General features: G+C 42.0%; 10 protein-coding genes. 7 read left to right on the top strand and 3 right to left on the bottom strand.

Annotated features, from left to right (window positions below; genetic code table 11):
- Positions 1-174: 174 nt before the first annotated feature.
- Complete coding sequence (locus MICAI_RS00660; protein WP_008196273.1) at positions 175-1,173, bottom strand: MraY family glycosyltransferase; 999 nt, start codon at positions 1,171-1,173, stop codon at positions 175-177.
- Positions 1,174-1,330: 157 nt separating this feature from the next.
- The gene (locus MICAI_RS00655) at positions 1,331-3,628 is read right to left on the bottom strand and encodes a RelA/SpoT family protein (RefSeq protein WP_008196270.1); all 2,298 of its coding nucleotides are present in this window, start codon (positions 3,626-3,628) and stop codon (positions 1,331-1,333) included.
- Positions 3,629-3,853: 225 nt separating this feature from the next.
- Between MICAI_RS00655 and patD the strand changes: the two genes are divergently transcribed.
- The 6 genes from patD (at position 3,854) to MICAI_RS00630 (ending at position 10,279) form a co-directional block, all read left to right on the top strand.
- Positions 3,854-4,210: a heterocyst frequency control protein PatD gene (gene patD, locus MICAI_RS00650; protein WP_008196268.1), complete on the top strand. Its 357-nt coding sequence runs from the start codon at positions 3,854-3,856 to the stop codon at positions 4,208-4,210.
- A gap of 75 nt (positions 4,211-4,285) precedes the next feature.
- The gene (locus tag MICAI_RS00645; RefSeq protein ID WP_008196266.1) at positions 4,286-5,911 is read left to right on the top strand and encodes a dipeptide ABC transporter ATP-binding protein; all 1,626 of its coding nucleotides are present in this window, start codon (positions 4,286-4,288) and stop codon (positions 5,909-5,911) included.
- Positions 5,912-5,966: 55 nt separating this feature from the next.
- On the top strand, positions 5,967-6,092 hold the full coding sequence (locus MICAI_RS27505; RefSeq protein WP_002759643.1) for a hypothetical protein: 126 nt from the start codon (positions 5,967-5,969) through the stop codon (positions 6,090-6,092).
- Between the two features lie 233 nt (positions 6,093-6,325).
- Positions 6,326-8,461, top strand: a complete 2,136-nt coding sequence (locus MICAI_RS00640; protein WP_008196260.1) for a glycosyltransferase — start codon at positions 6,326-6,328, stop codon at positions 8,459-8,461.
- A gap of 335 nt (positions 8,462-8,796) precedes the next feature.
- The gene (locus MICAI_RS00635) at positions 8,797-9,762 is read left to right on the top strand and encodes a M48 family metallopeptidase (protein WP_008196257.1); all 966 of its coding nucleotides are present in this window, start codon (positions 8,797-8,799) and stop codon (positions 9,760-9,762) included.
- Positions 9,763-10,012: 250 nt separating this feature from the next.
- Positions 10,013-10,279, top strand: a complete 267-nt coding sequence (locus tag MICAI_RS00630) for a DUF6761 family protein (protein WP_002739044.1) — start codon at positions 10,013-10,015, stop codon at positions 10,277-10,279.
- Between the two features lie 81 nt (positions 10,280-10,360).
- On the opposite strand, the gene dacB is transcribed toward MICAI_RS00630, so the two are convergent.
- Complete coding sequence (gene dacB / locus MICAI_RS00625; protein ID WP_008196241.1) at positions 10,361-11,248, bottom strand: D-alanyl-D-alanine carboxypeptidase/D-alanyl-D-alanine endopeptidase; 888 nt, start codon at positions 11,246-11,248, stop codon at positions 10,361-10,363.
- A 280-nt stretch (positions 11,249-11,528) separates the two neighbouring features.
- On the opposite strand from dacB, the gene MICAI_RS00620 reads away from it, so the two are divergent.
- Positions 11,529-12,509: an ABC transporter ATP-binding protein gene (locus MICAI_RS00620; protein ID WP_008196239.1), complete on the top strand. Its 981-nt coding sequence runs from the start codon at positions 11,529-11,531 to the stop codon at positions 12,507-12,509.
- Positions 12,510-12,687: the final 178 nt, after the last annotated feature.

Genomic DNA, 12,687 nt, shown 5'->3' with positions numbered 1-12,687 from the left:
CCTGACTACTGGCTACTGACTCCTAAACCTAACAACAATTTTTAGTTTTCACAAGAGGTCTATTTGGTAAGTACCTAAGCAAAATTAATTAGGGTTTTAGGACGATTAAATTAAATTACGACGTTCCTTTAACATTCTCTAGGTTTGACTCCCGGAGCCATGGGGATAAAAAATTTATTCTTTTCTTGTCACCGCTAAATTATGCTCGCTAACTCGCCTATTCAGATAAATTTCTCCGAGAACAATTAATCCTAGAATCAGAGGTAAAGTCAGCCATGCTCCCAGGTTTCCCAAGTAGTTAACACTAATAGCAATCAGGAGAGTTACCCCCATATAAATAATTGCTACTTGTGGATGAGACAAGCCAGATTTTTGTAATCTTTGATAAAGGTGACTGCGGTGAGCTTGGAAGATATTTTCCTTTCTTAATAATCGACAAATCAGGGTATAAATAGCATCACCAATCAGAGGTAAAGTGATAGTTAAAGCTGACCAAGCTTGACTTTGATTGCCCTGGGAATTAAGTAAAACCATAGGGACAATTGCCCCTAGACTGGTGCTACCCACATCGCCCATAAAAATTTTCGCTGGCGACCAATTCCAGAGGAGAAAACCGACTAAAGCCGCCACTAAAAGCCATAAAATTGGTTGCTGAAAATAGAGAGCGAGAAATGCCAATTGTACCGCCGTACAGCCAGCCACCAAGCCATCGAGACCATCCATAAAATTATAAAAATTAATCATCGCAGTCAGGCCGATAATTGTGAGAACAATAGCCAAAATTTTGCCGCCAAAACCCAAATCTAATAGCCACGATTGGGGAAAAGCACCGAAAAAAGTGACCGCAAGACTAGCGGAGGATAACTGGACTAAATAGCGAATACTAGAGGGAATACCGCGACGATCATCGAGAAGGCCGATAATAATTAAAGGAGTCAGGGATAACCAGAGGGGAATAAAAGGTAGGGAAGGAGGAAGGAGAAAATAACCGAGGCCGCTGGTCAGAGCAAAAGCGACGACAAAACCGAGTCCACCCCCCCTAGGTGTGGGTTGACTATGGCTGCTACGCTCATTGGGAATATCTAACAATTGTTGGCTAAAACGTTGTTTAATCAGGGCAACCACCAGAAAACTAATCAGAAAACTGATGACTGAGAGTAGGGATAATAACATAGGGATTTTCGCGCTCAGATTAATTATCGATCCTACGCTGTTCGGTGACAAAAAGTGCCGATATTGCCATCATGGTTTTAGTCAGTGTCAGCATCCCAGTTCAAAAGCTAAGGCGCTCTGGCGTTTGGGGGATAGGAGCGGGAATTTTAGGTTTAACCTACTCCCGATCGCTTTTTACCTGACTGATGCGACGAACGTTTAAAACATCGCTCATTAGCTTAATTTGAGTAACACAGCGTTCAAATTGTTGCAGGTCTTTTACTTCAATTTTCAGGGAAATTAAAGCGGGTTTACCGAAATTAGTCTTAACTCCGGCATTGCGAACGTTAATATTTTGGTCACTTAAACGAGAGAGAATATCTTTTAAAACCCCGACGCGATCAATCACTTCAATCTGAATATTTACCGGATAAGTTGGATAACGTCCCTGGTCATCTATAGGATTCCAACTAACAGGAATTAAGCGTTCAGCTTCGGCTTTTTCCACATTCGAGCAGCCCTGACGGTGAATAACAATACCTTCCCCCGCATGGGCAACTATACCGGTAATATTTTCTCCGGGTAAAGGACAACAACAACCGGCTAAACGATAGACTAATCCCTCCACACCGGCGATCGGTGATTTACTGACGGGTAAAGCCCTTTGAACGGGAGAAGGTGGTAGAATCAATTGGGAATCAGTTAGGACATCGGGCGGATTTTTAGCTGTTAAAATTTCCTGTTGATTTTTAACTGTTTCTTGCAGACGATTAACCACATTTTTTAGGGTAACTTCGCCGTAACCTAAGGCCGCCAATAAATCCTCTACTGCCACATAATTGCACTGTTTAGCCACCGATTGCATTCGTTCCGATTTCAGCAGGGCATCGAAGCCAGTTTTACCCAATTCTTTCTCTAATAAATCACGACCCCGACTAATATTTTCTTCTCGTCGCGATTTTTTGTACCATTGCCGGATGCGATTTCTGGCGCTAGGAGTAACGACAAAATTTAACCAATCTAAACTAGGGTGACTATGCTTGCTGGTGAGAATTTCCACCAGATCACCATTTTGCAAGGGAGCATCAAGAACTGACCATTTACCATTAATCCTTGCCCCTTTCATCTGATTACCTACTTCGCTATGAATATGATAGGCAAAATCTACCGGTGTCGCACCTTGGGCCAGGGCTACCACATCACCCTTGGGGGTGAAAACATAGATATCTTCTTCAAAGAAATTATTTTTGAGACCATCCATGTATTCTTGACCATCTTTAAGGTCTTTTTGCCAGTCAAGAAGATTACGCAGCCAAGCGAATTTTTCATCAGCGGCGGTTAAAGTTGTGTGACTAGAACCGGTTTCTTTATACTTCCAATGAGCTGCAATCCCGTACTCAGCAACATGGTGCATTTCTAGGGTGCGAATCTGCACTTCTAGGGGGCGGGCATTTAAACCAACAACGGTGGTATGGAGGGATTGATAACGGTTAGCTTTTGGTAAACCGATATAGTCTTTAAAACGGTTGGGAATCGGGGTAAATTGGTCGTGAACTACGGCTAAACAACGATAACATTCCTCTTTAGTTTCGACGATAATGCGGACGGCGGCGATATCATAAATCTGCTCGAATTCTTTACCCTGATTGTGCATTTTATGATAAATGCCGTAGAGATGTTTGGGGCGACCTTGTAAATCAAGAACTTTTATGCCAATTTCTTGCAATTTTTCCCGCAATGTGTTAGTAACGGTTTCGATGCGGGACTCTCGATCGATGCGTTTTTCCGATACTAATAACTGGACTTGACGATAAGCATCGGGTTCGAGGTATTTAAAGCATAAATCCTCTAATTCCCATTTAAATCTGCCAATCCCTAAACGGTTAGCCAGAGGAGCAAAGATTTCTCTAGTTTCGAGGGCGATGCGTTGCTGCTGTTGCGGGGTGAGGTGTTCGAGGGTTTGCATATTGTGCAGGCGATCGGCTAATTTGACCACGATGACGCGGATATCTTGAGCCATCGCCAGGAACATTCGGCGAAAATTCTCCGCTTGCCGTTCAGTTTTGCTAGAAAAGTTAAATTTGGAGAGTTTTGTCACCGCTTCCACCAAATTACGCACCTCGACACCGAATCTAGCCTCGATTTCTTCGGGGGTGACTTCCGTATCTTCCACCACATCGTGAAGGAATCCCGCCGCGATCATTGCCCCATCACCCCCCAGATCCCGCAGTAATCCCGCCACGGCTATGGGATGGGCGATATAAGGTTCCCCGGATTTGCGATACTGGCCCTCGTGGAGTTTGTGGGCGAAATTAAAGGCCCGACAGATTAAATCGCTATCGGGATTCTGGGGGTCGTTTTCGTAGGTAATTAGGCATTCTTTCAGCCAATCGGGTAAAACTAACGCTTTTTTCGGTTGCGTGGCCCGGGGAAGGGCCGTGAGTATTTCTGGTTGGGTGGCAGTGATGGCGTTCATGGTTAGATCGGGGGGATAATAGGGGTGAAGGAGACGGGTAACTAGAAAATTATTAGGACCAAGGGATGCCAGATTACTTAACTCTCTAACACTAGAATCGGACTTAGCGGCGAAAAGGACGCGATTCTTTTAAGTTTTTGTCTCTGATTGGGAGGAGAGAGGACTTGCAACCGTGACGGCAAATCGTTAATCTTATGTAACAAATTCTAACGCGCTTTGTATTGGATGCTACCGACAAATTACCATCAAGCCTACAAATCTTTGTTAAGAAAACTGGAGGATTTCAGTCTTGCCCTTCTGGATGGGGATGCTTCCACGGGGTTACAATCTTTTCAAGCTTTACAAACCTGTCTAGAGGGGGAGATATTGTCACTAAATGATGACAATTTCAGCCCAGAGGTGGCTAATCGTTGGCGCGTAGTCCAGACGGAACTATATCGATCCTGGCGATTGCTGGAGACGGATTGGTTATTTTTGGCCTCGGCCCGGCAAGGACGGGAGAAACGTTTACAGATAATTAGCGAGCGAGTGGCGACTTTAAAGGGGTATTGTCGGGTTTTGTTAGGGGCAGTTGTCGATTAGTGATTAAATGCTCGATCGCCCTTTGTGTGGCATACTTGACCCTAAGTCCTAACTTTTATCGTTACCGATCGCGTCATGTTGGAAATTAAAGACCTAAAAATTGCCTACCCAACCGAATTAAGTTCTCCCTCTTGGGCGATCGATGGGGTATCTTTTAGTATAGGCAAAGGGGAAACTCTGGGATTAGTAGGTGAATCTGGTTGTGGAAAATCGACTATCGGTAAGGCTATTTTAAGGTTATTACCCAATCACACTCATGTGGAAGGTGAGATTAACTTTGAAGGGCGATCGCTTTTATCTTTGTCTAACAAACAGTTAGAAAAGTTTCGTGGGGAAGCGGTGGGATTAGTCTTTCAAGATCCGATGACGCGACTAGATCCGCTGATGACTATTGGCGATCATTGTGTGGAAACTTTGCAAGCCCATCGACGAAATTTAACCTATCGTCAAGCTAAAAATCAAGCTTGTACTGTCCTAGAAAAAGTGAAAATTCCCGCTAATCGTTGGTCCCAATATCCTCACGAATTTAGCGGGGGAATGCGGCAAAGAGTGGCCATTGCTTTAGCTTTATTATTAAACCCTAAGTTAATTATTGCCGATGAACCCACCACCAGTTTAGATGTGACAGTTTCGGCGGAAATTCTGCGGGAATTAAAGCGTTTATGTAGCGAGGAACAGATGGGATTATTGTTAATTTCCCATGATTTAGCGATGGTGGGAGAATATTGCGATCAATTAGCGGTGATGAAGGGGGGCAAAATTGTCGAATCGGGAGCGGTAAAAACAGTTTTTAATACACCTCAACACCCCTACACCCGTTCTCTTTTAGCCGCCGCTTTACACCTACAGTTACGGGAGGAAAAATCAACAGCAATTCAAGGCAAAGAAACGGTGTTAAAGGTGGATAATTTAAAACAGTATTATACCCTAGAAGGTAACTTTTTAGATAGTTTTTTCAAAAAAGAAAAGAAATTTATTAAAGCGGTGGATGAAGTGAATTTTGAACTGTATCGAGGGGAAATCTTCGGTTTAGTTGGGGAGTCGGGGTGTGGGAAAAGTACCCTATCGCGAACCCTATTACAGTTAATTAAACCCACCGGGGGAAAAGTGGAATTTTTAGGAGAAGATTTAACCCCTTTGTCGGGGAAAAAAATGCGTCCCAAACGGCGCTTAATGCAGATGATTTTTCAGGATCCCCTCGCTTGTCTCAATCCTCTAATGACGGTGGGAGAAAGTATCGCCGATCCGCTTTTGATCCATCAAAAAATTAGTCTAGAAACGGCGAAAAAACAGGTTTTAGAAATGTTAGATCGAGTCGGTTTAACACCAACAGAGGAATTTTATCGACGCTATCCTAGGGAGTTATCGGGGGGACAACAGCAAAGAGTAGCCATTGCTCGCGCTTTAATTACTCGTCCGGAATTAGTTATTTGTGATGAACCAGTTAGTATGCTTGATGCTAGTGTTCAGACACAGGTTTTAGAGTTAATGTTAGAGTTACAAAAGTTATTTAATCTCACTTATTTATTTATAACTCATGATCTTTGGTTAGCGAGATTCCTCTGCGATCGAATTGCGGTGATGACTGCGGGTAAAATAGTTGAAATGGGTGACACTGAACAGATTTTTAGCCATCCCCAACACCCCTACACCCAAAAATTAATCGCCGCAGCCCCGAGAATTTATCCCGACAGCAACTAAAATCGCTCTAGGGGTTTATAATTGTTATTGTCTAGATATGGTTAGGAAAGAAAAAATGGCCAGACAACTTCAGATAACTCTCCCTGAAGATACCATGCAACTTCTCGATCGATGGTTGGCAAGTAGTGATTATCCTGAAAAAGAATATAATAATTTAATTAATGAAGCGATTAAATTATAAGTAGGGAGGCACAATTATTTGTAGGATGGGTTAGCGGTAGCGTAACCCATGCGGGCGTTGGGTTTCATGCTTCAACCCAACCTACGTTCATCTTATATTTAATTCCACCCATCTACTTATATTATGGAACCACAGAGAAACTACCTCAAGCAACAATTAAAGGAAGGAGCTATTGTTAGAGCAGAAAGAGATTTAAATTTAGCACAAGATTGGTTTTCTCTAGAGGAGTATTTATGGTAATAATGATTATTTTTAAAGTTAAAAAACTGCTTAAAAAATTTGTCTTTAGTCTCCAAGAGGAAGGATGGAAACCAGCACTCAAAAAGACGAAACAAAAAATTATTAAAATTCTCACAGGAAAGAGTTCCTCTGAATTTGAAGAACAGGTGATCGCAAGTGCTAAATTAGCCGAACTCCGGCCCCTAGAAATTGCCAGTAGTGACAATCCTTTAGTCTCGATTATTATTCCTGTTTATAACCAATTTGCCTACACCTTTAACTGTCTGGAGTCCTTGAGTGTTAACTTAAGTTCTGATTTAGCTTATGAAATAATTATTGTTAATGATGCTTCCAGCGATGAAACTTTAGAACAATTAGCAACTTTAGTTAAAGGAATTAAAGTATTAACTAATGCAGAAAACTCTGGTTTTATCCGTTCCTGTAATTATGGGGCTAGTCAAGCAAAAGGTCAATACCTATATTTTCTCAATAACGACACTAGAATTCTAGAAAATTGTCTAGAAAGTTTAGTAAAATTAATTATCAATAATCCCGGAGTTGGTGCGGTGGGTTCCAAGTTAATTTATGCTAATGGTAAACAACAAGAAGCGGGGGGAATTATCTGGAATTCTGCCGATGGTTGGAATTATGGACGCTTAGATAGTCCCGAGGAACCGGAATATAATTATGTGCGTCCCGTGGACTATTGTTCGGGGGCCAGTTTATTAGTTCCTACGGATTTATTTAAGCAATTAGGTGGTTTTTGTCAAGACTTTATCCCCGCATATTACGAAGATACAGACTTATGTTTTGCCATCCGAGAATTGGGTTATCAAGTCCTCTATCAACCCCAATCTAACGTCATTCACTACGAGGGAATTACCTCGGGAACAGACCTTTCCAGTGGGACAAAACAATATCAAATTATTAATCAAACTAAGTTTCGAGAAAAATGGTCAAAGGTATTAACTAAACACCTAGATAACGATGCTAATAATGTACCCAAAGCTGCCCGACGTTTACAAGGAAAACCGACAATTTTAGTCATCGATTCCTACGTTCCACTATACGATCGAGAATCCGGCTGTGTGCGTTTATTAAATATTCTTAAGCTACTGCTCAATTTAGGCTATTCAGTGATTTTATTTCCCGATAATGGCTATCCTGAACAACCCTATACTTCCGTCCTGCAACAGCTGGGAATTGAAGTTATTTATGGCACACCGCAAAGATATAATCTAGAAGAAAAATTAATCAAATATTTACCTCTGATCGATGGAGTTTGGTTGTGTCGGCCCGAATTGTGCGATAAGTATATGGATTTAATCCGCTTAAAGACAAAAGTGCCAATTATTTATGATACAATTGACCTGCATTTTCTACGTTTAAAACGCCAAAAAGACTATCTCGATCCCAGTTATCAAAATACTAGCTGGAGTTGGCAAACCTATCAGAAATTAGAGTTAAACTATGCTAATCAAGCGGAAGCAACCGTGGTAGTAACGGAAGACGAAAAGCAGGTTTTATCCTCTTTAGGAGTGAAAAATGTTTGGGTAATCCCCAATATTCATGAAGAAATTTCCCCGTCTGAAAAAGTTGCCTTTGACCAGCGATCGGGTTTAGTATTTATTGGTAGCTACAATCACCCTCCTAATATTGATGCAGTTAAGTGGTTATGTTTAGAAATTATGCCCTTAGTTTGGGCATCCCGTCCCGATATTACCGTTAATTTATTGGGAAGTAACCTCAAGGATGAAGTGAAGGAATTAGCCAATGATCAAGTGATTGTCACCGGTTATGTTCCCGAAGTAGAACCCTATTTCCAAAAGAGTCGCATTTTTGTCGCTCCCCTGCGATTTGGTGCGGGAATGAAGGGTAAAATAGGTCAAAGTCTTTCCCTCGGATTACCGACTATTACCACAAAAATTGGTGCCGAAGGTATGGGATTAATTGACCATCAGGATGTTTTAATTGCCGATACTGCCGAGGAATTTGCCCAAGCAGTGATCGAACTCTATGATAATAGGGAGTTGTGGCAAAAACTCGCCGATAATTCCCTAGAAACTATTAAGAGATACCAACCCGCTACCGTGCAAACTAACCTGCAAGCTTTGTTATCGAATCTAGGAATTGTTGCTAAGGATAGTTAACAAAAATAAAGCTCACTTCTCCCACAGGTCTATTCTATGTCACTGAAATCAAATCAACTTTGGAATCCGCAATTTTGCAGATGTATCAGGCATTCGTATAGGATCAATTTAGGACAAGTTTTGACTTTTTTATTCTATAAACCTCTTGCATAATTAATTTTTGAGGTTTCATAAACGGCAAGAATAAGAATTAAATGGCGGCATAAAATCTGTAAATAGAGCATTTAATTATTCATTCTTAATTATCCTGACTCCTGACTCCTGACTTCTGACTCCTGACTGCTGACTCCTAACCCTAACAACAATTTTTGATTTTTACAAGAGGTTTTATTAATATGCCAACTTATCCTGATATCTCTAGTCAAGCTTTTAAACATCCCCTAGATCAGCAAGCTGAACAGGCCTTAAGATCAGTTCCGGGGTTTGACTTATTAGCGAAAAGTTTTTCCGAATATCTCTATGAACGTCCCCAGCAAATTTTATTAATGGGCAATGATCTAAAAGTCGGCCCGCGTCAATACGCCACTTTATACGGCATCTATCGCCAATGTCTGCGGGATTTAGATATGTCCCCAGAACCGAATCTTTATGTCAGTCAAAACCCTTTAGCCAATGCCTATTCCTTGGGTTCGGAACATCCCTATATTGTCTTTAATACTGCCCTTTTAGACCTCTTAGATGAAGAAGAAATTCGGGTAATTCTTGCCCACGAATTAGGTCATTTAAAATGCGATCATAGTATTTTAATTCAACTTTCTTTTTGGGTGATGGGGGCGGCTAATTTGCTTGGAGACATCACTTTAGGACTAGGAAAAGCCATTACTACTGGTCTAGTTTATGCCTTTTATGAATGGCGCAGAAAAGCCGAATTATCCGCAGACAGAGCCGCTTTATTAGTTACCGATGATTTAAATTTAGTCCTGAGAACTTTAATGAAATGTGCAGGAGGAAGTCAAAAATATCTGCATGAATGCAACTTAGAAGAATTTATTCGCCAAGGGGAAGCCTACCGACAATTAGACCAAGATAACTTAAACCAGATTTATAAATTTCTCATTTATAATGGCGGTAATGGTTCCTTTTTAACCCATCCTTTCTCCGTGGAAAGAGTCCAGTATCTACAGCAATGGTTTAACTCGGAATCCTATCGTCAAATTCGCCGGGGAAACTATGCCAAAACAGGGGTAAAAAGCTCAATTAATATTGATGCTAATGATAGGGAAAGCGAAAGATTGCAGCGACAAATAGCAGAACTACAAGCAGAAATTGAACGGGCAAAAAGACAAAGAAACCCTGAATAATCTATACGAAGGCGCTCATGCAAAAGGCGCTCATGCAAAAGGCGCTCATGCAAAAGGCAAAAGGCAGCTTTGTTCTCCCCACACCCCACACCCCACACCCCACACCCTTTACTGATCACTGAAAATTCTCTTGTCTGTGTTTTGCCGATTTGGTGAGTACAATAGAGGTATCGGGGACCGAGAATAGCAATTCTCCCTACGATGATCCATAAACACTTACCCCCACTCTCTCTTTTTTGTTCTACTGCCCATGCTCCAAGATACCCAATCCATTCGTTACTATCAAAGACTAACCGATGACATGGTGGATCTTTGGCACCGTGGCTCACGTTTTGATGAGATCCGGCTATATGTAGAAGGCTATTTAGCCTGTTTACGCGATTCTAGTTCCATAGAACCCTATCTAATTCATCGTCTCGAAGAAGAAATATTTCGCTTCTTGCGAGATCCCTCTAATTTTGAATATCTCTCCCCCCAAACCCAAACCCAAACTGAGGCAGATTATGGCTATTATTAACCTTTACTCTTGCCTCATCTCCACAAGCAATTTAAATGCGCGGACAGCTGATCAGGACAATTGGGGATTTTTACGAGAGATTTACTGAGCTTGACAGGAACGAGATTCGGTCATCTGTAGAACAATAGTATCGATCGCTTTCACCAGAGCCTGTCCCGAAACCCGTTGATTATTAACGATAATGCTAAATAACATCGGTCCTTGGTTGGGGTTTTCTAGATAACCCGATAGGGCCCGCACACCGGTAAGAGTGCCGGTTTTAGCGTAAACTGTGCCAGTAGCGGCCGTCTGACGCATCCGGTTTCTCAGGGTGCCACTAATTCCCGCTACCGGCAAGGAAGCATAGAAAGTGTCTCGATTAGGAGAATAATACATCACCCGCAAAATTTCCACGATCGAGCGGGGAGTAGCGGTATTACGGCGGGATAATCCCGAACCATCGGCTAGACGAAAACCACTGGGATTGATGCCCAATTGTGCCAAAATGGCAGTAACATTTTTAGCACCGCCGATAAAGCGAAAAAGAGTGTCAGCGTAGAAATTATTACTTCTCTGATTAGTGACATTAACCCAATCGCGCAGGGATTTTTTCTGAATTGTCGTCTCCGGGTTCATCACTTGTAAAGCGGCAGCCGTGGTAAATAACTTTGTATTAGAAGCAGGGATAAAATAGCGATCGGCGTTATGACTATAAATAACCGTTTGGCGATCAAGAGATTCGATTAATATACCCCACTGATTGGGAGCTTGACCGATAATTTTATCGATATTTGCCCCGATCAATTGAGTACAGGTATTATCGATATTATTGTTTTCCGGCGGGGGAACGTATAATTCTATGGATTCGTTCGACGAGGAAGGATGGGGATAAACGGAGAGATTAACTTGAGCGATGCTAGGGTAGGCCAAAGCGATAGTGGCGACACTGGCCACTGTCAGGGAATTAAGGCAATTGAGGAGTTGTTTCATGCTGTGTTTGTGTAAGATTCTGGTTTCCGTAAGCGTTCGCACTATTGTACCAGTTGCCGCTCAAGTGTCAAAGTTACCTGTCTAACAGATTTTAGCGCCCGATTCTCACCAATGCCAGGGAAGAAAGCTTGTCATAGCCCGGAACTGCACTGATACCCCTTCTCAAGACCGGTTGGAATTTTTCTGGGTTCCAAAATCGTGCTATTTTGATAGCCGTGACATTACTGCTGACAATTTGGGAATAATAAAAGCAAAGTGTAGGAAAAGGGATGTAAAACCCATGTATTCTGTCTCAGATGACTCCAAAACAATGACGAATACCACCCGTCAAACTGTTCTAGAGACGTTAAACTTGCAAAAAACTTATCGGACGGGATTCTGGTTAAATAAAAAAATCGAATCCTTGAAAAACTGTACTTTAATTGTCCATGAGGGGGAAACCTTTGGATTATTAGGCCCGAACGGTGCAGGCAAAACCACGCTCTTAAAAACCCTTTTGGGGATTGTCCGACCCACTTCCGGACGGGCCTTGATTCTCGGTCAACCAATTGGCGATCGCTTGGTCAGGCAACGCATCGGCTATCTTCCCGAAAATGCCTACTACTACGACTATCTCACCGGCTGGGAATTCCTACAATTAATCGCCGGCATTTTTGAAATTCCCTCTTTTGTGCAAAAAAAACGCATTCCTGAATTATTGGATTTAGTGGGATTAGAGCGCAAAACCGCCCAGAAAAAGCAATTGCGTCAATATTCTAAGGGAATGATGCAACGGATCGGTATAGCTCAAGCATTAATCAATGATCCAGAATTAGTCTTTCTCGATGAACCGATGTCGGGACTAGACCCTATCGGTCGCTATCAGGTGCGGGAAATTATTCAATCCCTCAAACAACGGGGGAAAACCATCTTTTTTAACTCCCATATTCTCTCCGATGTGGAACAAATTTGCGATCGCATTGCCCTGTTGGCTCGGGGAGAATTACTCTGTGTCGGTTCCCTCGACCAAATTCTCGGTCGTGCTGATGTCTATCAGGTGATTGTTCAGGGGGGTAGGGAAGAGCAACTACAGCAATGGATACTCGGTTTACATTGGCGCGATAATTTTTGGCACGGACAATTACAGGGAGAACCCGATGCTTTTCTGGCTGCCCTGCCTAGTATGGATGCTCGCTTGATTAGTCTTAATTTAGCTCGTGCTTCCCTCGAAGAATTTTTTATCGACCAATTACGTCAACGCGGTATTACCTCCAGTCAATAGGCACTTTCATAAGACCTCTTGTAAAAATCAAAAATTGTTGTTGGGGTTAGGAGCCAGTAGTCAGTAGTCAGTAGTCAGGAGAATTAAGAATGAATAATAATTAATTAAATGGTCTATTTACAGATTTTATGCAATTTAATCCTTATTTTTGCCGTTTTTGAACCCTCAAAAATTAATT

Source organism: Microcystis sp. T1-4 (genome assembly GCF_000297435.1).
In the GTDB taxonomy this organism is placed as follows: domain Bacteria; phylum Cyanobacteriota; class Cyanobacteriia; order Cyanobacteriales; family Microcystaceae; genus Microcystis.
This window is presented reverse-complemented; position numbering and strand designations above follow the sequence as displayed.